Origin of the sequence: Delftia tsuruhatensis NBRC 16741 (genome assembly GCF_001571325.1) — a bacterium.
In the GTDB taxonomy this organism is placed as follows: Bacteria; Pseudomonadota; Gammaproteobacteria; order Burkholderiales; family Burkholderiaceae_C; genus Comamonas; species Comamonas tsuruhatensis.
In genome coordinates, this window is sequence record NZ_BCTO01000083.1 from 1 (window position 1) to 22,559 (window position 22,559).

Annotated in this window: 12 protein-coding genes and 1 pseudogene; all 13 read right to left on the reverse strand. The window is 59.7% G+C overall.

Annotated elements, in window-relative coordinates:
- Positions 1-200 precede the first annotated feature (200 nt).
- Entirely contained in the window at positions 201-2,189 is a 1,989-nt protein-coding gene (ggt, locus tag DTS01S_RS27540; protein ID WP_017406720.1) for a gamma-glutamyltransferase, read from the reverse strand.
- A 232-nt stretch (positions 2,190-2,421) separates the two neighbouring features.
- Positions 2,422-4,077 carry a J domain-containing protein gene (locus DTS01S_RS27545; protein ID WP_061289824.1) on the reverse strand — a complete coding sequence of 552 codons (1,656 nt, stop codon included), beginning with the start codon at positions 4,075-4,077 and terminating at the stop codon, positions 2,422-2,424.
- Between the two features lie 2 nt (positions 4,078-4,079).
- Positions 4,080-5,798: a molecular chaperone HscC gene (locus DTS01S_RS27550; RefSeq protein ID WP_017406722.1), complete on the reverse strand. Its 1,719-nt coding sequence runs from the start codon at positions 5,796-5,798 to the stop codon at positions 4,080-4,082.
- A 186-nt stretch (positions 5,799-5,984) separates the two neighbouring features.
- The gene (locus tag DTS01S_RS30715; RefSeq protein ID WP_139223901.1) at positions 5,985-6,509 is read right to left on the reverse strand and encodes a hypothetical protein; all 525 of its coding nucleotides are present in this window, start codon (positions 6,507-6,509) and stop codon (positions 5,985-5,987) included.
- A 27-nt stretch (positions 6,510-6,536) separates the two neighbouring features.
- A complete protein-coding gene (locus DTS01S_RS27555; RefSeq protein ID WP_217649282.1) occupies positions 6,537-6,902 on the reverse strand; it encodes an Imm8 family immunity protein in 366 nt (121 codons plus the stop codon).
- Positions 6,903-7,048: 146 nt separating this feature from the next.
- Complete coding sequence (locus DTS01S_RS30720) at positions 7,049-7,549, reverse strand: hypothetical protein (protein WP_139223902.1); 501 nt, start codon at positions 7,547-7,549, stop codon at positions 7,049-7,051.
- A gap of 74 nt (positions 7,550-7,623) precedes the next feature.
- The gene (locus DTS01S_RS30975; RefSeq protein WP_139223903.1) at positions 7,624-7,803 is read right to left on the reverse strand and encodes a hypothetical protein; all 180 of its coding nucleotides are present in this window, start codon (positions 7,801-7,803) and stop codon (positions 7,624-7,626) included.
- Positions 7,804-7,837: 34 nt separating this feature from the next.
- Positions 7,838-8,371: a hypothetical protein gene (locus tag DTS01S_RS30725; RefSeq protein WP_139223904.1), complete on the reverse strand. Its 534-nt coding sequence runs from the start codon at positions 8,369-8,371 to the stop codon at positions 7,838-7,840.
- Positions 8,372-8,741: 370 nt separating this feature from the next.
- Positions 8,742-9,146, reverse strand: a complete 405-nt coding sequence (locus DTS01S_RS30730) for a hypothetical protein (RefSeq protein ID WP_139223905.1) — start codon at positions 9,144-9,146, stop codon at positions 8,742-8,744.
- 2 nt (positions 9,147-9,148) lie between these two features.
- Positions 9,149-9,337 (reverse strand): annotated as a pseudogene (locus DTS01S_RS31545) (DUF6984 family protein); the annotation flags it as partial.
- A gap of 296 nt (positions 9,338-9,633) precedes the next feature.
- Positions 9,634-10,083 (reverse strand): hypothetical protein, encoded by a 450-nt coding sequence (locus DTS01S_RS30735; protein WP_139223906.1) that lies wholly within the window; start codon positions 10,081-10,083, stop codon positions 9,634-9,636.
- A gap of 1,493 nt (positions 10,084-11,576) precedes the next feature.
- Positions 11,577-12,200 (reverse strand): hypothetical protein, encoded by a 624-nt coding sequence (locus DTS01S_RS30740; RefSeq protein WP_139223907.1) that lies wholly within the window; start codon positions 12,198-12,200, stop codon positions 11,577-11,579.
- A gap of 35 nt (positions 12,201-12,235) precedes the next feature.
- On the reverse strand, positions 12,236-22,453 hold the full coding sequence (locus DTS01S_RS27560) for a hemagglutinin repeat-containing protein (protein ID WP_169804709.1): 10,218 nt from the start codon (positions 22,451-22,453) through the stop codon (positions 12,236-12,238).
- Positions 22,454-22,559: the final 106 nt, after the last annotated feature.

The window sequence follows — 22,559 nt, forward strand, 5'->3', positions numbered from 1 at the left end:
TCGTGGGCAGTTTGGGGCGCGCTTCTTTGCCCCGCTTTCTTGTCGCGCGACAAGAAAGCGGGTCGGCCGCCGGGCCGAACCCCGGCCTCGAAAAACAACCACCCGGCAGGGTCAAAAAAAGACCCACCAGCAAACCAGCAAAAAAGGCGCCACCAGCATCCCGCCAGCAGCGCCTTCCTCAGTCAATCATCAGACCGAAATCAGCGAACGGTATCGCCCAGAACAAGCCCTTCACGGCGCGGATCAGCCCCACCTTCCAGCTGCGCCTGCCCATTGCGCTGCACCCGCAAGATGGTGCCAATACCGCTGGACTGCGCACTGATGGACACCACATGGCCCAGGGCACGCAGGCCGCTGACCAGCGGATCGTCGTTGCCGCCATTGGCCGTGTTGATGTTGGGGTGCTCGCCGCCCACGTTGGTGGTCGGGCTGTTGGCCGCGCCGAAGTCCACCATCGACGTGGCCTGCTGCGCATCCAGACCCCAGTCCAGCGCGCCGACCAGGGTCTTGGTCACGTACTGGATGATGGTGCTGCCGCCCGGCGAGCCCGTGGCCATCTTGAAGTCGCCGGCGGTGCCGTCGGTCTTCAGGTCGAACACCAGCGTGGGCGCCATGGAGCTGCGCGGGCGCTTGCCCGGCTGCACGCGGTTGGCGACCGGGCCGTCGGCGGTGCTGGGGATGGCCGCGAAGTCGGTCAGCTGGTTGTTGAGCACGAAGCCGCGCGTGACGTGAAAGGACCCCATGCTGGACTCCACCGTGGTCGTCATGCTCAGCGCGTTGCCCTTGGCATCGACGATGCTCATGTGCGTGGTGCCGGCCTCCTTGACATCGACCACGCCCTGCGAAGGCGTGCCGAAGTTGCCTGCCTGGGCCGTGCCCATGCTCTTGGTGGTGGAGATGAGGGCGGCGCGCTGGCGCAGGTAGCTCTTGTCCAGCATCAGGGCCGGCGAGCCGCCGGGCAGGGACACGAAGTCGGTGTCGGCCACGTACTTGTCACGGTCGGCATAGGCCAGGCGCAGGGCTTCGCTGACCAGGTGCACGCCCATCACCGACGGCTTGCCGCCCTCGCCATCGATGGCCGTGGGCGCATAGGCCTTGAGGTCGAAGTTCTCCAGAATGCCCATGGCCTGTGCCACGGCGATGCCGCCGGACGACGGCGGCGGCATGCTGCAGACCATGTAGCGCGCGCGGTAGGTGGTGCAGACGGCCTCGCGGCGCTTGGCCTCGTAGCTGGCCAGGTCCTGCAGCGTGGTCTTGCCGGGGGTGATGGGCGCACCGTCCGAGACGGTCTGCGTCACGCCCACCTTGCTGACGATGGCCTGGGCCAGGTCGCCACGGTAGAAGGCATCGGCACCGCCCGTGGCGATGCTGCGCAGCGTGTCGGCATAGGGCTGGTTGACGAACTTGGCGCCCAGCGCCAGCGGCTTGCCCTGGGCATCGAAGTACAGCTTGGCGGCATCGGCATCGCGCGCCAGCTCCGTCTTGGAGCCCTCCAGCGCGGCGGCCATGCGGCCGCTGATGGGAAAGCCCTTGCTGGCCAGGTCGATGCCCGAATTGAACAGCTGGGGCCAGGCGGTCTTGCCGTAGTCCTTGTGCGCGAGTTCCAGCATGCGCACCACGCCCGGCGTGCCGATGGAGCGGCCGCTGGAGCGCGCCGAAGGCTTGGGCGCGGTCTGGTCGGTGGCATCGTCCACGTAGCGCAGGTAGTTTTCCGTGGCGGCAGCCGGCGCGGTCTCGCGGCCGTCATAGGCCACGACCTTGCCCGTGGCCGCATCGCGGTAGAGCATGAAGGCGCCACCGCCAATGCCGCTGGACTGCGGCTCCACCAGGCCCAGCACCATCTGCACGGCCACGGCCGCATCCACGGCCGAGCCACCGGACTTGAGCACCTCGCAACCGGCCTTGGACGCCAGCGGGTTGGCCGTGACCACCATGTACTTGGAGGTGTGCAGGGCCTTCTTGCCGAGGCGGTAGCCCGACGAGGGTTCGGGTGCGGCCGGATCACCGGGCAGGCCCGAGCCCACGACCACGCTGCCATCGCCCGAGGTGATGGCACAGGCGGCCAGGTCGTCCTGGCCCGATCCGCCATTGCCACCACCACCGCACGATGCGAGGAACAGCGGCGTGGCGGCCGCAAGGCCGATCCACTGCCATGCAGGCAGGCGTTGCCTGGAAGGGGGTTGCTTCATGAAATGTCTCCTTGTGGTGCGTGGAATGCGTTGATCTTGTTCACCTGGGGCAGCACCCGCCCGCAGGCTTGCCGCGAGCTTACATCCGTTCCACCACCACTTCGCGCAGATGCAGCCACGCGGTGCAGGACGTCCGTCCGGCGCCTGAGCGACCCGGCATCCATGCAATCTTCATACCAAGCGTGTGCACTGTTTTGGCAAGCGTGAAGGATGCGAGGCAATTGAACTGACGCTAGCGTTCGGAACTCTGCTGCGATGTTTGACGCATGTGTTGCGTTGCCTGCGGGACACCCTCCGTTGGCAGGCGCCAGTCAAAACTGGCTGCCGTGTTGCCACGCACCAAGGACTCGAGAGGCAATGCAGGTCGCGCCCCATCCGGCCAGGCATCGGTGTGGCGAAGAAATGCCCAGAGCGCATCGCTTTCGTGCCGCTCTCCATAGGTCACCCTCTCCCTGGCGTTGTCCCGGCCCTCATTCTTGGCGGCGAGCAGCTGCGCCTGGCACCAGGCCACCTCCCGAACCAAGCCAGTCGCCGCAGGTACGTCTCCAAGCTTGAGCCACAGGCCTTTCAATGCAAAGGCCCGAATGTTGGCGCAGTAGCTGGGAACCGACCCCACGCGCTCGAATCCGAAAGCTCGGCCATCCTTCGTGTTCAGGCGCAGATAGTCTCCCCAGAGCGGACTGCTATCGATCCACCCCGTCGATGGATCCACCAGCACCCTGGCGATGCGCTCGGCCTGATCCATGCCGCGTTGATCCGGGATGGTGTGCACGCCCTGCGACCTGCAGGACCTCAACGAATAAAGCTTGTTGGACGGCACGTCATGCCAGCCATTCAATCGACGATCCGCATAGGCGTTGACGCATGCCTGCTTCTCCTGCGCGACCTGCTTTCCGCTCGTGCGATCCGCAATGGTGCGGAACACAAAAATCGCAGCCACCACGATCAGGCCGGCTATCGCCAGGCGAGCTCCAAGCACCTTGAGAGCCAGTCCCGCCAGCTTGGCCCCGGCCACAAGCCCCATTGAGGCACGCGTGCCTATTGGAATCCGGCGCCATGCCACCCCCCAACGATGCAATTGCTCTTCGGGAAGCCACCACTCCAGCCATGATTGCCATTGCTGTTCCACGTAACCCAGAAACCTCGGCGTGAGCAGCAGCTCCCGTGCAGAGTCGGGATTGGGCTCGCCAAGCAAGCCTGTCGCTACTTTGTGCAGCATGGGAGGTAGCCGCGCCAGGCTATCCAGTATGTGTTCGAGTGGCTCCACACCCACCCCTCGGCGGCGCCAGTCGAATACGGCATCTGCGGCCAGCAGCAAGGCGCTGCTGCGCGCCCCGAAGGTCCTGCCGGCGATGCGCCGTGCGAGCCGCCGCTCGAAGGCCTCACGGTTGTCGAAGCCCTGCAATTCCGGCCTTTTCAGCAAGATCCGAAGCTCCTGCGTGGCGGCATCCAGCTCCCATGGCTGGAATCGACACTGCCATCCATCCAGCACACGGTTGGCCACATCCTCTGGTGGCTCCGGTGGCTCCGGTGGCTCCGGTGGCTCCGGTGGCTCGGGAGTTTCTGCCAACTCCATCTGTTTGGTTGGCTCGGCATGTTCAGGGCGATCCGGGCCAGGTGCCGGCCTGGCAATGAAAGCCAAAGAGTCTCGGACAAATGCGTCTGCCTGCGGTTCATTCAGCTGCGCTTGGGCGCCAGGCTCCTGCACATTTGCATTTGCCCGCACATGGGCCATTGCCAGCTCATAAGCGGCGCGCAATTCCATGAAAGCCTGTGGCTGGGACACCTGATCCAGGCCCTTGAGCAACTGCGCGTAAGCCCTGCGCACTGCACGCCCATCAGAGTCGGGGGGCAGCCCCAGTTGTGCGAATGCCTCGCTCAGAGTCATGGCTACTCCAGATCAGGGAGGAACTGGTCCGCCTCGATGCTCGCCAGCAGGTCTTCAAGCCGCTTGCGCGGCTGTGCGAACCTGCGCTCATCCTGCGTCTCCAGCGCCACCTCGAGGCCCAGAATTGCATCGGCCAGCAGGCTACGCCACTGGCCAAGCAGCTGCGCGTGGTGCCGCTCGGCCCGCGCCATCAGCGCACGCACTTCCAGACGGTCACGCGGGTGCAGCTTGAGCCCCTGCAATCTTTCCAGGCATCTAGACAGCTCCTCCGGAGAGAGCCGCTCGGCCGATGCCTCGATCACCAGTTGCTTTACCTGCCCCTGCGGCTGTTCGCCGCGCAGCGGCCATGCCTCGACTTCCAGCAGCCCATTGGCGTCGAGCGTGAAGCGTACGTCGATCGCCACATCGCCGAATTTGCCTCGCGGCAATGGCAGCAGGAGCTTGCCCAGCGCCGTGTTGTCCTGCACACGACGCGCCTCTCCCTGATAGATCTCGATAGCAATCTGCGTTTGGTCCGCCGACACCGGGTAGAAACGTTTCACCCGGCTCGCTGGAACAATGGTGTTGCGCTCCAGCACCGGCGCCATGAAGCCCGTCTGCCGATGTCCGTTGCCCATTTCCCGGGAGACATGGATTCCGAGCGTATAGGGACAGACATCCGTCATCACCCGCTCGGCCAGCGCCTTGTCGCGCCCGCGCAGCGCGGCCTGCACCGCAGCACCGAGTGCCACGACCTCATCGGGATCGAGCGAGACTTCAGGAAAGCGCCCGAACAACCGCGTCACCAGCTGCCGCACAGCCAGCAGACGCGTGCTCCCACCTGCGAGCACGACGGCATCCAGCTCCTGCGGGCGAATGCGCGAATCACGCAAGGCGCGCTCGACCGGCTGGCGCATCCGCTCCAGCAACGGTTCAAGTACGGCTTCAAGGTCCCGCAGTGTCCAGGTCATCGCCAGCGACTCGCCATCGACATCGATGCGCATCACGGCAGCCTCCTGCACGGCCAGCCTGCGCTTGGTGGCCTCGGCCGCACGCCGCAGCCGCGAGCCCACCTCAGGCTGGTGCAACTGCTCCTCGGACATGCCCGCATGCTGCGCAAAGCGCCGCACCATGAGCTCATCCACATCCTCGCCGCCGAGGCGGTTGTCGCCCGCCGTGGCGCGCACTTCCATCACGCCCTCGAACAGTTCGAGCACCGACACATCGAATGTGCCGCCGCCCAGGTCGAAAACCAGGAATCGCCCCTCATCCCGATGTAGCCCGTTCGCCAGCGCCGCCGCCGTGGGTTCGTTGAGCAAGGTGATGTTCGCAAAGCCCGCCAGCACGCCCGCCGCGCGCGTGGCCTGGCGCTGCGCGTCGGCAAAGTAGGCAGGGACGGTGATCACCACGTCCGTCACCACCGCACCCAGCTGGGCCTCCACATCAGCCTTGAGAGATCGCAGCACCAGCGCCGACAACTCCTCGGCACGCATCAGATGCTCACCCAGCCGAAACACCCGCGCCGTGCCCATATCGCGCTTGAACACGGAGCAACTCAGGTGCGGATGGCTCTGCAGCCGTTCACGCGCGGGCTCTCCCACCAGCAGGCGGCCATCGCTGTCCACACTGACGACGGAGGGCGTCAGCACTTTGCCAAGGGCATTGGGCACCAGGCGGGCGCAGCCGTCCTGCCACACCGCCACAAGGCTGTGCGTGGTGCCCAGATCGATACCTACGAACATGTTTTTTCCCCTCTCGAAACATCAGCGTCATTCCAGCCGTGCGCTGACGGCCTCATTCGCAGGCTGTGAACAAAACCTGCTGATACCGGATTAGTTGGCTTGGAGTGATCTACATCCCCTCGATGAGGGTCGCCTGCCGGATCATCCTTGCTGGATGTGCTGTCTTATAAACACCCGACCGTAGAACTACAACCCAGGCGGACGAGGACAGATCAGCGGCACGCCGGGTACTTCCCTGGGCTCATCAGGCCTGCTGATATCCACAATACGCAGCCCGCACTTGCGCACGCCAGCCCAGACAAAATCCACACGGTAGACGCTATCGGCAGTGGGCGTGAACAGCTTGGTTACCGGCCCACAGGACCCTCTGCTGTACTGGTCTTGCCAGGAGGAGAAGCCTTTGACCTGTACTGGTGCATCTGCAGGCACTACGGCCTCTCGCACAGTTGGAACGCCGCTGAGCTTGTTGCTCAACGCTGCAATCCAGGGCAGCAGCACGCCCTCGCCTCCATCGCGGACAGATCCTGCGAATTCAAAGCCTTCGCACACCGTACTGGCGGAGCTGATGGAGAAGCTTGCCGACATGGGCATGCCTGTGGAGCGGAGATGCAATGTGGCGTCTTTGGGCTGTGGCGTGTAGTTGCGGCGAGGTTCGATGGCGCAGCCAGCCAGTAGAGCACCCAAAGAGAAGACTAATAAAAAAGAATGCATTCCACTCATATCATTCCTATACTTTACTTAAAACATAAGAGCATCTTTAATATTTATAATCATCAAATTCCCATAAAAAAACTTTGATAATTTAGTAGAAATTTCCTGCCAACTTTCGCCCTCAATTCCGTCAACTAGTTCATGAATATTTTTATAAACCTCCTGCAAATTATATTCACGAATTAATAATAAACCACGCCCCCAATATGGATTGTATATATTATCAATCAACCACTCTGGAGTACAGATGAAAATCTCAAAATCGTCAGCTCCGAGAGTGCAATCAAGCCCAATCTGAACACGAAGACTAATAGAAAAATTTCTCAGATTATCTGGACAATAGGTTTTCAAGTCAAAGATATCGCTAGTTATATTTTTTACAGCTGCCTTCATTATTACCCCACCGCTCTTTCAAGAAGATCAGTATTTACAGCTCATTCCTGCAACCTGCGCCTCCCTCGCTACTCAAGGCCTGAGTAAATATTTCTTGCACAGCAGTTGTTGAAGGCGGAGTTTCGCCCCAAGCTGGAGCACCTCATTTATTGGGAATCTGCCTGCCACCCCTTGATTTCCCTATGGGCTTTCACAGTAAAAAAGCTCCCGCGCGACCAAGAAACATCATGTTTTAAAAACTCTTGCTCAACTTCGATAACAAATGGCTCGCAGAAGCCATCTGAGACCATTCCATTCACTCCAAATCTTTTAACCAAACTCAAACTCAATTCCGTACAACACAACATAGTTCCAAGCCAGTAATCTTCCCCCTCCTCCGATAATTCAAATGGACTTAACTCGGATAGTTTCTTACAAAACCCCTCATGATCTACGATGCTATTCTGCGTCAGTAGTGGCGAATTCCATATTCTCCAAAATCCCGCCGCCAAACATCGATAAATAATATCAACAGTATATTGCCAATGAATAGGATTTTCATCTCTACTTTGCCCACCTAGCACTCCGTGTGGTGCATAGTCATCCAGCGTCAACATATAAATATCATTTTGAATTGCCACAGAATCTTTAAAAGAAATACTCAACATCACTCCCCAAGAATTTCGAAATGAAACAACTTTGCAATTAATTCACCTTATTTTTATTAGAAAATAATTAGTATTTATACGACGCCGGAAAAATTATATTTAATGTATCCAGATAATTTATTTAAATCACTGTGTGCAGGCGAAGAAAAATCAGGAAACTCAGATAAAAAATAGGAATCAACAGACTTCAAACCAGAGACGACAGGCAGAAATTGAAACCACAACAGAGCGATCAGAACGCGGGCGATACGCATGGCGGTCCTGACTTGTGAACACCTGACCGTAGAACTACAGCCCAGGCGGGCGAGGACAAATCAGCGGCTCACCAGGCACTTCCCTGGGCTCATCAGGCCTGCTGATATCCACGATACGCAACCCGCACTTACGCATGCCAGCCCAGACAAAATCAACACGATAGACGCCATCGGCCGTGGGTGTGAACCGCTTGGCGACTGGCCCACAGGAACCGCTGCTGTACTGGTCCTGCCAGAAAGAAAAGCCTTTGACCTGCACTGGCGCATCTGCAGGCACTGCAGCCTCTCGCACGGTTGGTACGCCGCTGAGCTTATTGCTCAACGCAGCAATCCAGGGCAGCAGCACGCCCTCGCCTCCATCGCGCACCGATCCTGCGAATTCAAAGCCTTCGCACGCCGTGCTGGCGGAGCTGATGGAGAAGCTTGCCGACATGGGCATGCCTGTGGAGCGGAGATGCAATATGGCGTCTTTGGGCTGTGGCGTGTAGTTGCGGCGAGGTTCAATGGCGCAGCCAGCCAGTACAGAACCCAAACAAAGAATCAATATAGAAGAATACGTGCTACTCATATCTATTCCTATATTTAAACTGCCCTGCAAAGGTATTTAATTTCCTATTTTAGGCCACCCAAGAGAATTCACTACTCCTTCTTATGTATCTCAAAGCTATTAATATTAAAATCAGGCATCGATACGTGCAACCTATTGCAATCTGGACACCAATACACAGTTCTTGAATTCGCATCTGTCAAACTCTCCATTTCGGAAGCAGACAAATCTTTTTGCACCATCGCGCCACTACCCTGATTGTCATTTTTTCTACAGCACGCGCTTTCTATTTAAATGAAAAAATATAAATCAGAAAAGTCATTTTATTTCAAATAACCAATGATAAATCAACATTAAATTTAGAATAATAATTATTATTACCTCACTAGCATCAAATTATTTCAATCGAAAAAAATCTCCCTTCGTTGTAAGAAGCTCTATAATTTATCCATATGAATTTTGTTAATTCACTTAATATTGAAAAAACATCATCATCATCCAAACCATTTAGATAAAACCCAAACTCAGTACCATAATCACACTCTTTCCAACCAACATACACATCACAACTTTCATCAATCCAAAACTGGACACCATTAATTAACCCGGATTCAAAATATTCATTAAAATCAGAAAGATTTCCTTCTAATCTTTTTCCAGAAACATCAAAATAGAAAATAGTTCTACTAAACGGATTTTCTTTCAGAGTATTCAACCCACTCAATAATCCTTCAATTTTCTCAAATCCATTGCTCAAGTTCTCAGGGAGAACAACACAACAAAGAGGTAAGGACATATTTATTTCCTTTTAAATATAAATACTTTGCCAACGCCACCGAATAGTTTCTCGTCATCATTTCCTGCAACAAATTCAATACCCCCCATCCCACCATCACTCATATCCAAGACAAGTACTCTTCCGTATGTTTCTTCAACCTCATAAAGAGAAATACCTAGCAACGCTGAAATTAATCGCTTTTCATTTTCCCGAAGAAATCTACTGTTTTTTTCGGTGTGATTCGGTCGACATTTCTCCTCCCATCAGGACGCAAAAAATACAACCCTACCAACCAACACATTGCCATTATTCGGACCAGCATCCAGGGACTTTAAATTATTCACAAGATCATTTCCAACAGCCGCTCTTAATGATTCTTTATCTGAACCTTAATTTAATACGTGCCTAGGGATTCTCTGCAAAACCTCGCTTTCTGAAAATTCAACCAGATCAGATCAATAAATTGCGATCGATTGAATGCAGGAATGAGTTTTACAGATCATCCTTAGCATAATGAAATATCGCTCACATCAGAACCAAAATCCTTATATATAGATATTATTTCGCTCATAAAATCATGATTCACATCAAAATCAAGATACCTCCAATCACCAAGGCCATATCTCTCAATTAATTCATCAAGCTTTTTGGTACTTGAATATATAACTCCATTCCACAATACAAGAGATTCCTCATTTCCATCGACCTCTAAAGTTTCATATTCTTTTGAAAACTTCATAATGTCTTTGATCTTATAAATATCCGGATTTACACAACCAATCAATCCTGATGAATAATTTCTAAAGACAAACCTTGAAACGGCGTTTCTCCACTTATCCTGATTAGCCCCATACTGACCACCACACCATCCAGAGAGAATACTGACGCCTGATATATCCTCTAATGAGGCAGCAATAAGATTTCGCTGATAACCCAACAACAATTCATACTTCATTCTATTTCCCAGGAAATTTAAACTGTGCAGGCTTATTTCTATTGATATAAAACTACGACTTACGTAAGAAGGAACAAAGCGCGCGGCTTGCCATAGGGCGCAGCACGTTGTCGCATCCTGTTTGTATAAGTCCTTAAAACGATAGTTCTAATACTGGCAATTTTGGCAACTTCACTTCCAGATGAAATTTATACCTCCCTCTTATATATCTCAAAATTATTGCTAGACAAATCAGGTGTTGATACGTGTAGTCTTCTACAACTTGGACACCAATAAACAGTTCTTGAATCTAGATCAACTTTTTCGAAAAATGAATCCACATCAATCCCCTTATTTTTAACAATAGCGTTGCCAATATCCTCTACATTTGCATTCTTAATCAAGATCAAATCATAACTCTCTCTCCCAGTAGAAAGATGAAATACATACCCACACAAGCATCTATATTTAGGCATAATTTATTTCTGCCTTTTAAGCACCTTTAGCTTACCATTTGAACCAAATATCAATGTATCAATATTTTCTGCATTAGGTTTTATCCAAAACCATGTTACTCAAGATTTCTATTTCATAATCAGTCAAATCCTTCTGCACCATCACCCCATTTTCCTGCTTGTTCTTCTTCTCTATGGCACGTGCCATATTAGGCAGCTCCGTAGATGGATCCGGACTGTACTCGTCAACTTGCCCGATTCCTTCCACATAATAATCAGCTTTCTGTCCTGGCTGATTTGCGATGAATTAGTCGGCTGATGAACCACATTAAAATCGTTATCCGCAAGTGCATCAGCCTCTTTTATCTCGTTAACTCCAGGCGCAGCCCCGGGCAAAGCACTGACGCCACCCCCATTTTTGTTCTCGCTGAGAACAAGCTGCGGCCCTTGCGGTTCTGGGATCGGGGTAACAGTTGTAGTGTCTGAAGGGTCTGCTATCGGTTTGCCATTAGGACCCAACCCACCCTTCGGACCATCATTAGGTGTCGTAGTAGTGCCGCCACCAGGATTCGGATTTCCAGTCTGATCCCCACCAGTGTGATTCGGCCCTGGAGCAGGCGTTTCCGGCTTACCTTGCACCCCCCAATAGTCGAGGATCCACACCTTGCGCAATAAGCGACAGCGTACACATGGGGATCAGCCCACATCCGCGCATCCACGACTGGCCAACGGCACTGGCAATCTGCTCTTTGGTCAGACTGGACAGATACTGCGCCATCTGCGGTGCAAAATTCTTCGCGCATGCAGGTATCGCGTAGCATCCGATCAAGGCCAGTGAGCCTCCCTTCAGCAACACATTATGGCAAAGGGTGCCACCGCGTTGTTTGACGCTTCATTCGCGCCAGTAGCTGCACCGGGTGCACCGCCAATGCTGGCGCCAGCACCCAACGCATAGCCTTGCACAAAAGCATCCACCACGAGCTCCAGCAAGCTTCGAAGTTACCTTGATGCCCGCTACAACGTTGTCAGTATCTTGTTCTTATCAATTCAGTAAATATCCTATATATATCCATATGACCGAGCCGCACGAACAATATCTGCTTCAGAGCTACTGCCGACTCCACTAATATCAATAGCCCTCTTCCACAAACCTTTTATATCAGATCCAAAAGAGTCGATTAACAACTCCTTCTCTCCTGCGATCATATGGTATTCATCGCACACATTTAGATAACAAAATTTCTTTGATTCAGGAAAAATAAAATATGCACCATCATACAAAGGAATCATACCTCTCCGAATTATTTTAACATTCTCGACACTTAAATAAAAATTAGCTATTAAAGCCGGAGAAAACATTTCAATCTCAGGAATTACATTTCGATGTTTTTTCGAAAATGATTTTGATGGCAAAGCATATGCATACTCTTTAAAATTATTTTCCAAAATATTGAAAGTCTTATCGAAAAGATAATTTTCTATATCCTCATCATTGCACGATATTATTCCAACACTCCAGTTTTTCAAATCCACATAATCCGCAGATATCATTGTACCGAAATGATTATCAACCATATCTCTAAAATTGATGATATCATTTATTTTATTGGAATCATACAGGCAATAAAACTCTCTTTCCTCGCCTATTATCCAAGGGACTCTCTTAACCTCAGCATCAGACATAAGATACCTTCACAGAAGTCAAAAATAATACGATTTCATTTTTCAGGATACCTGATTTTTACCACCGACTTTCCATCTGGTCGCTGTATTTCAATTGTACTTCCCTCCATTGAGCGGCTTCCTGGTCTAGATATTATTTTTGTGCCATCAGGCAAAATAGCAATTTTCCCATTCCCGTATTTTGTACCCATATCTTTTATTTCACCGCCATGCGAAAGATAGTCAAAATCACTTTCCAAAGATGATCCGGGATAGGAAACCACGTTCCTTGTCCCAGACGTTCCTCTACCAGGTATAGAAACATCTACCCCTCCGGCTAGAACATCATTAATCTTCTCAATATTCTTTTGATCAACTCCTTTGGATGAACCAACAGTTGGATCTTCAGCGGGATTTTTAACAGGATGTCCCGGCGCATTAAATACCAGGGGATTTCCTTGATTTTCTGGAATTAAAGAACCCGGAGAACCTCCAAGTGGTGGATTTTGACCAACCGGCTTTCCGCCAATCCCTTTCTCAACTTTACCCCCATCGTCAGGTGTATTCGTAGTGCTGCCATCAGGATTTGGATTCCTCGTCTGATCCCCTCCAGTGTGGTTCGGCCCAGGAGGCGGCGTGACGGGCTTGCCAGGAACTACGGGTACAAACCCCTCAATCCCCATGAGCGACGCAGCAGCCCAACAAGCAGGAGTCATTTTGCAGGCATTGATCAGATCAACTCTGTCACCGATCATTTCAAGCAGACTGGGGCCAACATTTCTAGCGCAGGTCTCCATTGCAAAGCAACCAGCCAAAACCAAGGGGCCTTCCTTCTGAAGGACGTATTGCCTGAAAAGAAGCGTGTTATTTGCCGTCTCGTTGACACCGACGGCAGCGCCCGCACTACCTCCAGTCACAGCGCCTACACCTGCGCCATAGCCTTGCACCAAGGCATCCACCACGGGCTCCGGCAAGCCAGCTCCCCGCAGCAGGGCCTGTGCCTGCGGCGCCGTCAGTGAGGTAAACCCGCCAGCGGCCGCACCGCCCACGCCGCCTGTCGCGCCGCCAATCAGCGCATGGCCGACGGCACGGCATGCGCCGCTGGGTCCCCAGCACTCTGCCGCTTCAGCATCCTGGTTCTTCAGTGCTTCGGCATATTGCCTGGTGGCGTAGTTGCCCCATGCTGCGCTGCCTTGCTTGCCAAACTCCCGCGTGATCTCGATCTGCGCATTGACGTTCTCGCGCACCTTGTCCTTGTCGAAGATGGGCTTGAGGCCCGTCTCCTTGTCCCCCGTGCGCGCACCGCTGTCACCCGCCACGCCGCTGATGCCTGCCTTGGTGGTGCTGCTGGCATTGCCGCTGTCGCTGCCCACGCCGGCACTGCCGCCCGTCAGGCCCTTGCCTGTGTCGAGTGCGGCCTTTTTTTGTTCTTCTGTCTTGGCTGTGCTCTGGTCACCTGCCTGGAAGCCCACGCTGCCGCCTGCGCTCCAGCCGCTGGCGTCGTAGGCCGCGTGGTTTTCAATGTCGCTGGTGGTCAGCTTGCCGCCGGTTTCAAAGCGGTTCTTGCCGTCGTCCATCGCCACCTGGGTGCTGGTGATGGCGCCGCCCTTGAGCGTGGTGTCGCCCTTGACCTTGACGTCAAAGCCACCGTCGCCAGCGCGGATGCCGCTTTGCTCGACCACGCTCTGGTAGTCGCTGTCGATGCGCGTGCGCCCGGCGCTGCCGCCCACGCTGGAGGCGCCGTAGCACAGGGGAGGCACGCACAGGCTGACGTTGAGGCCTGCGCTGCTGCTTTTCTCGTTGTAGGTGCTCTTGTCCTGCAGGCTTTCGATGGCGAGGTTGCCGCCTATGTCGGCCTTGACCGTGTCGGCCACGATGGTGGCGCCCTTGAGCGTGGTGTCGCCGCCGCTTTGCACGCTGGCCGTGCCGCCTGCCTTGATGTGGGTGTTGGTGTGGCTGAGGCTTTCACCGCTGCCACTGCCCTTGCCCTGGCTGAGCCCCACATTGACGCTGAAGCCGTTCTTGCTGCCCAACGTGAAGGCCACGCCCACGCTGGCCGAGCTGCTGCTTTGGCTGTTTTGCTCGGCAAAGCGGTTTTCTGCCGCTTCCAGGACGATGTTGCCCTTGTCCGCAGCCAGGCGTACGTCCTTGCCGGCTTCCACGCTGCTGCCGCGCACGTGGACGTCACCCTGGGTAGCCGTGATGCTGACGTTGCCGTCGGCCTTGACCAGGGAGCCTACGGCGCTGTTGACCTGGTACTCGCTGGTGCTGCGGCTGGAGCTTTTGCCCAGGCTGAGGCTGATGCCTACGCTGGTGGCACTGCTGGGGTCTGCGATGAGCTGGCTGGCCTTGCCATAGGTTTCATAGGCCGCCATGCCGGCAGCGGCCGCACCCAGGGCCTGCATGCGGGCATCGCTGGTCTTGCCGGTCGCCCCGGCAATGCGGGCGACCGTCTCACCGCCTTGCACGACATTGACCACGGGGTTGCTGATGCTGACGCTCAGCCCGCTCTGTTTGGCCCGTATCTCGAACTTGTCGCGCTCGAGCTCGCGCGCCTCGTTGATCTCAACGCTTTTGCCGACGATGTTCACATCGCCCTGCGCCAGCACGGCCGAGCCCGTCTGGCGGTACTGGTTGCCCGCCACGATGGAGGCGTTGCCGCCCTGCGCCTGCACGCTGGAGCCGGCCGCGCGCACGCTTTCGTTGCTGCGGTCGATGGTGACGGACTTGGAGCCCAGCGTGATGCCGAAGCCGCCGCCGCTGAACAGGCCCGATTTCTTGGTCTGGCTGTGGCTGGTGGCGGCGGCGCTGTCCTGGCCCGCCAGCAGTTGCACGTCGCGCCCGGCCACCAGGCCCACGTCGCCCTGGCCCACCACGTGCGAGCCGGTCACACTGATGTCGCGCCCGGCCTGCAGGTAGATGTTGTTGGCACTGAGCACGCTGCCTTCGCTGAGGCTGCTGGCGCCTTCCTCCACGGTGTGCGTGCTCTTCTTGCTCAGGAAGCCGCTTTTCTTGCTGTAGGTTTCCTCGAAGCGGCCGTGTTCGGTCTGCTTGTCCTGCAGGTTGACGTCGCGGCTGGCGATGAGGCTGGCGTCGCCCTTGGCGGTGACGGTGGCGCCCTTGAGGGTGATGTCGCCCTTGCCTGCGTCGGCCTTGCCGTTCGCCACGATGCTCAGGTTGCGGCCTGCCTCGATCTCACCGCCCGACAGGGATTCGCTGCGCTGGAACAGCGCATGGTCGTAGTTCTTGCGGTGCTCTTCCTCCAGGCTGCTGGACTTGTCCATCAGGGCTTCGACGCGCACGCTGGCGCCTTGCACCAGAACGTCCTCACCGGCCTTGATGTGCGAGCCCAGGGCCACCACGTCGCCCTTGGCCCGCAGCGTGACGCCGCCTTCGCCGCCATCGATGGTGGTGCCGGTGTGGGTCAGGGTGTCGGTGCGCCGCTGGGTTTCGCCGATCTTGATGCGGATCTCTGGGTTGGTGAGGTTGTTGTCCGCGTCGTAGTGCTGGGTGACGAGGATCTGGTCCTCTTTCTTGTGCGTGCTTTCGGCCTTGGCGGTGGCGCCCAGGCGGATGTCGCCGTCGGCATACAGGCCCGCGCCCTTCTTGCCTTCGACCTTGCTGGCGACCAGGTCGATGTTGCCGCCCGCGTCCAGCACTATCTTGCCCGCGTCGCTGACGAAGCGGCCATCGGTGGCGGCGATATTGCCGCTGGCCTGCAGGTAGCCGCCGTCATGCGCGACGATGCTGCCGCGGCTGTTGTCGATGTCGCCCTTGAGGGAGGTCAGCAGGGTGCCGGTCTCTATCCTGCCGTCCCGGTTGTCGAGGCCACCGCCGCTGAGGCTGGTGTAGCCGCCCGCGCGAATGCTGGCGCCGAAGTTGTCTATGCCTTCGGCGGCGCGTATGGCCAGGTTGTTGGTGACTTCGAGCTGGCCCCGGTTGATGAACTGGCCGTTGAGGTTGAGTTCCAGGTCGTTGGCGCTGATGCCGCCGGGCACGATCTGCATCTGCTTCCAGTCGGGCCAGGCCACGCTCTTGCCGCCACCCAGCAGGGCGGCCACGCCGCCTTCGGGCGTGGCCAGTTCAGGGCGCGAGAGGTCCAGCGGCCTGGAGGTCCGGGGCGGCAAGCCTTCGTCGCCCGGGCCCTTGATGTCGCTGCCCTGGCCCTTGGTGTCGCCGGCGCCTATGGTGCCGGGGTCGCCGCCCAGGACCTTGAATTCCCTGGGCGCGTCGGCCTTGTCGGCATCGCCGGTCTTGACGTCGCCCTTGACGGCCTGTCCGTCGGGGCCCTTGGCCACGTCGCCGGGCTTGACCTCGCGGTTGCGGGCTTCCACGACCAGGGGCAGGCCCGTGGCGGGATCAATGCCGGGCCGTACGGTGATGGTGCCGCCATTGATGGTGATGGCATCGCCGACGATGGTGCCGGTATCGGGCCCGACCAGAGTGATGGTGGAGCTGCCGCTGCCGGTGTTCAGGCGCGGCACGCTGCGGGCCAGGCCTTCGACGGTGACGATGTCCCCGTCGGCGTTCTTGCCCTCCCAGGTGATGGTCTGGTTCTTCTTGCGCTGCTCGATGCTGCCGCCACCCACGCTGGCGTCCGAGGCCTCATTGACCAGGGAGCCGTCGAAGCCGCCGCCGATGTACAGCTGCGCACGCTGCGCCACGTCGGTGTAGCCGACGACGCGCACTTCCTTGAGCTCGGCCAGCGCGGCCGGGTATTCGGGCACCTCGTAGGTGCCGTCGCGCACGTCGGGCTCGCCACTGCCGCTGCGGGTGCCCGTGGCTTCGTTGTGGATGCTGCCTTTGGCGCTGCCGGCAATGGCGACGCTGCCCTGGTTGCGCAGGGTGCCGGTCCAGGCCACGGAGTTGCCGCCATAGGACCAGCTTTCCGAGGCGCCCACGTTGATGCCGCCCACGTTGAGCTGAAGGTGGCCCAGGGCCAGCAGTTCGTTGCCGGTGGCTCCATAGGCGCCGGCCATGGTGAGGGTGGCGTCGCCCAGGCTGCCCACGGTGCCGCCGCTGTTGCTGTAGCCGCCAGACTGGATGTTGAGCTTGCCGCCCGCGACGAGGGTGCCGCCGCTGTTTCTGAAGCCGCCCGTGGTGTTGATGTCGATCTCGCCGGGCGCGCCGCCCTGGCCATAGACCGTGCCCTGGTTGCTGAAGCCCGAGCCCTTGATGCGGATGTCCTGGCCCAGCAGGTTGGCACCGTCGCCGTTGTTGACCGCGCCGCTGGCCTGCAGTTGCAGGCCGCCGCTGGCGGCCACCGTGCCGGTGTTGGCAATGCCGCCGGAGCTGGCGGTGAGCTTCGCATCGCCGCTCTTGGCCAGCAGCGTGCCCTGGTTGTCGATGCTGGCGGCGTTGATGGTGACGCTGCTGCCCTGGATCTGGCCGGTCACCCCTTCGGCCGGGGCTCCATTGCTGAAGGCACCGGTGGAGGTGATGTTGACGGCGCCGCCTGCCTGCATCTGCCCGCCCGCGTTCTGCACGGAGGGGCCCGAGATGGTGAGGTCGCCACCGGCCGAGATGATGCCGGTGCTGGCGCCACCACTGGCGCCTGCGGAAGTGTAGGGGTCGTTGACGCTGCGCGTGTTGTTGAGGCTGCCCTGGATATTGACGCTGCTGCCTGCGCTGACCACGCCCTTGTTGGTCATGCTGCCGACGTTGACGGTGAGCGCGCCGCCCGCATGCACGGTGCCCGGGTCCTGGCTGTAGCGCCAGTCTTCGGGGGCGGAGCCCGCGCCGCAGCCGCTGGCCGAGACACAGCTACGCGATTCTGTCAGCCCGTTGTCGAAGCTGCCGCCCGAGATGCTGAGGGAGCCCGAGGACTGGATCTGTCCATCGTTGCCTATGCTGCTGCCGCTGAGGGTGACGTCGCCGCCCGCCAGGGAGCCGCTGTTGGAGATGGAGCCGCCATAGACGCCGAGCGAGCCGCTCGCGCCTATGCTGCCGCTGTTGCTCAGGCTGCCATCTATGCCCACGCTGGAGCCGGAGATGCTGCCCGAGTTGCCGGTGGCGCCCAGGGAGATGCCCTGCGCACCGATCTGGCCGCTGTTGTCCAAGGCGGCCATGGTGATGGTGCTGGCGGCAATGTTGCCGCTGTTGCTGGTGCCGCCCGAGACGCCCAGGCTGCCCTGGGCATAGACGCTGCCGCCCTGGTTGCCCAGCGCGCCGTCGATGGTGATGTCGTCGGCCACGACGCTGCCGCTGCTCGACAGAGTGCCGCCGTGCGTGAGGTTGCCGCCCGCCTGGATGGTGCCCTGGCTGCTGGTGCCGCCTGCCGCCTGCAGCGCCATGTCCTGCCCGGCGCTGAATTTGCCCTGGCTGCCCAGGCGCGTGGCGCCCCCGGCCTGGACGGTGAGCTTGCCCGGTGTGACGATGCCGCCGGCCCTGGCCAGGTTGCTGTCGATGTTGCGCGCACGGATGGAGATGTCCTGCTGCGACTGGATCAGGCCTTCGTTGGAGAGATCGCCGCCGGTGTCGATGTCCACCGCCTTGGCGAAGGTCATGTCGCCCCGGTTGCGGATGGCACCGTTGTCCGCCTTGAGCCGGGCCTCGCCCAGGAAGAGGCTGTTGCCTTCAAAGCCCAGGTTCTGCGCCGCATGGGCGTCGAAGTCGCCGGCCACGTCGAGGTTGCCGCCAAAGCTGATGCTGCCAGCCTCGCTGCGGGCGGTGAGCCGGCCTTGCGCGACGGTGGCACCGCCAATGGCAATGTCACCCCGGGACTTCAGTCCCAGGTCCTGTTCGGCAGAGACCTTGCCTGCGATGGCAATGGCGCCGCCGGAGCTGGCAAGCTCACCCTTGCGCAGTTGCAGGTCGCCGCCCACGCGCACGCCGTCCGAGCCCTGCAGGCGCGCATCGCCCAGCGTGGCGAGGCCGCCGCCCACGTCGATGGCACCGGCCTTGGCCTCGATGTCCATGCCGTCGTTGACGCGCAGCTCCTTGCCCACGGCGAAGCCCTGGCCGGCGCTGGCATCCAGCCTGCCGGTGACGCGCATCTGCCCGCCCGCCTTGCCGCCCGAAGTCTCGCCGTAGCTTTGGCCCGCACCGCTTTGCAGGCGTGCATCGCCCAGCACCAGCGTGTCGCCGGCCACGGCAATGCGTCCGCCGGCATTCGCGGCCAAGCCCGGGCCGAAGGCTGCATCTGCACCCACGGTGATGTCCGCGCCAGCGGCGATGTCGGCCGGTCCCTGGACGGTGGCCGCGCCTGCCACCTCGTGGCTGCCTCCCGCGCGGGCCTGGTAGGCGCCGCCGGTCTCCAGGCTTTGCAGGCGGATGTTGCCGCCCGCGTCGATCACGGCAGCCTGGCCGTCGGCCGTGCCGGCCACCACCTTGCCGGCCTCGGCATCGGTGCCGGCCTTGAGGCTCAGCGCCCCCGGCGTGGCCACCGTGCCGGTGACCGAGATGGCGCCCGTGCGCGCCGTGGCGTCGATGCCGGCGCCCATCAAGTCGCCCTGGATGCGCAAGGCATCGTCGGCGCGCAGCGTGGCCTGGCCCTGCGCCAGCACGCTGCGGGTGTGGACGGATGCGGCCGCAACGTCAAGATCGGCGCCGGCCTGCAGGCGTTCGGCCTTGAGGGCCTGTGCCGACCGGATGTCCATGGTACCCATGGCCGCGATGTCGCCCGCCACCGTGATGTCACGGCCTGCGCGCAGTTGCAGGTTCTCGCCGGAAAGCACGGGCCCCTGGACGTCGATCTGGCCTGCGGACAGGGCGGTGATGCCCCGGTTGGCGACCAGTTGGCCCCGGCTGGCGATGCCGCCGTCACCCGCTTCCAAGCGCAGATCGCCGCCGGCCTGCAGGCCCTTGTCCAGGCTGATGGAGCTGCCTGACAGCGCCACGTCGCGCCCGGCATAGGCATCGCCGCGCACGGCGGTATCACCCTTGGCGGCAATGCGCGCATCGCGCCCGGCATGCAGTGTTCCATCGACGAGCACATTGCCCGCCGCAGTCACGCCGGCATCGCGCCCGGCCAGCAGGTTGCCCGTTGCAATGCTGCCCGTCGAGGATTCCAAGCGCACGTCGCGCGCGGCCTGCGCCTGCTCCAGGGCGATGTTGCCCTGGCTGCGGATGTCGAGGTCTTCGTTGGTGAGGATGGACTTGGCGGTGATGCCTTCGGCGCCGGCGCTCAGGGTGGTGCTGCCTGCCGAGCGCAAGTCGCCTCCCAGCTGGAGCTTCTGGCCTGCCTTCATGTTGACGGCGCCCTGGGACAGCACATCGCCGGCGATGCGGATGTTGCGGCCCTCGACGGACAGGCCCGCAGCCTCCATGCCCTTGTCGGCGGAGAAGTCGCCGCCCGCACTCCATTGCTGGGAACCGGCCGAGCCCACCTGCCCGCCCAGGCGGATGTCCCCGCCCGCCTTGCCCGTGATGCCGCCGCCCGCAAGGATGTCGCCGTGCGCCGTGAGATTGCCTGCGGCATTGAAGCTGGCCTTGCCGCCCGATGTGACCGGGCCGGCCATGGTCAGGTCGCCACCTGCGCTCAGGCCCAGGTCGCGCCCGGCAGTGATGGCGCCGTCGAACCGGGCGTCGCCCCCGCTGGAAAGATTCGCGCTGCCCGTGACACTGACATCGCCACGCGCATGCAGGGAGTCGCCGACGCGCAGGTTCAGGTCGCCGCCGATGGACAGGCCTTTTTCCGCGCTGCCGAGATCGACCCTGCTGGCGTCCACATTGGTCTCGCCGGCCGAGATGTCACCGTTGATGCCCACGGTGCCCGCCTTCATGCTCAGCGACTGGCCCACGTGGGCGCTGCCTATGAGGTCAACCGACCGAACACCGTCGAGCTGGAAGTTCTCGCCCACCACGCTGCGCCCCGTGACGTCGATGGTATCGGCCGAAACCTTGGCGCTGCGGTTGACCTGCAACTGCCCCGACAGCAACGCACCTTGGCCGGCCCGCATGTCCAGGCTGCCCGCGACTGCGGTGACGCCGCCCAGCGACGCACCTTCGCCCGCGTCGATGGCCAGGTCGCCACCCACCAGCAGCTTGCCGGTCTGGTGGACGTTTTTGCCACCCAGTGTGGTGGCGCCCGCAACCTGCACGGTGCTTGCGCCAGAACCCATCTGCAGGTCGCCACCCGCACGCGCCTGCAGGCTGCCGGCGGTCACGAGATCGCCGCTCACGGCGATGCCGCCCTGCGCGCTTTGCAGCCGGATGTCGCCCTGCGCCTGAACGGGTCCGTTGAACTGCATGCCATCGCGGCCGCTGACCTGCAGTTGCTTGCCCGCAGAGACTTCTCCAGCAACGCTGACATAGCCATCGCTGTCGATGCGGATGTCCCGTGCCGATGCCAGGGAACCCGTGCTGACGCGGCCGGCGCTCTGGATCTCCACGTCGCGCTGGTAGGCCAGAAGCGGGCCCTGCAGGTTGACGCCCATGCCGGCATCGGTGGAGATGACACGGATCTGGCCTGCGGTCATGGCACCGAGGGCCGTGGCATCGATGGCCAGAGCCCGGCCCGACTGCGCTGGAGCCGGGGTCTGCGGGGACTGCGGGGACTGCGGGGATTCGGAGGCGGCACGCGCGGAGCCCGGCATGGCGGGCGTCTTGCCTGCCGTCAGGTTGATGCTGGAGATGTCCTGGTTCAGGTAGTGGGCGCGCAGGGGAGCGTCGATGCTCAGCGTCTCGCCGATCAGGTCCAGCTGTCCCACCGTGCCTTCGATGCCCGAGCCGCGCACTTCGATGCGGCCACCGGTGACGTCGAAGCCCTGTTTCCTGGCATCCTGGAACGTGCTGCCCTGGCCGCTGGCATCCAGCCAGGTGGGCCGGCCCGTGCTCAGGGTAAGCCTGGGCGTATTGACCACGCCACAACCATCGCAGGTAATGCCGTTGGGGTTGGCGATGATGACGGTGGCGGGCGTGCCGAAGACCTCCACCGTGCCCCGCATCTGGCTGGGTGTTCCGGTGACGGTGACCTCGTTGACGATGGTGTTGGCCGCGCGCCCGCCAGCCAGGTTGGGATTGGCAGCCGCCGTGCCGCCCAGCAACGGCGTGCCACCGATGAGGCTGTTGTTGAGAACGACACCGGACGTTGGCACATCGAAGCGCTCGTACTGGTTGAGCGAGGTTCCGGCCGCATTGGGCGCCGTGATGTTGACCAGGGCACCGCCACCCGGCAACGACTGGATGCCCGGCTGGAAGGCCATAGGCGCGCGCGGGTCGGCAATGGGCCCGCCGAATGGGCCTGCGATGGCCCCGGCCGGCGGCTGCGGCTGGGCCTGCGCGGTGCCAACCATGACCAGTTGCAGTTGAGTCAGCCAGAAAACAGCGGCCATGAACGCCGCTGTGCGCCGGGCCCACCGAGGGGCGCGGTGCGCGGTTCTCGGTTCCTCGGGCACAGAGGAGGACTGTTGGTTGTGCTGGCTCATGGTCGGTGCATGC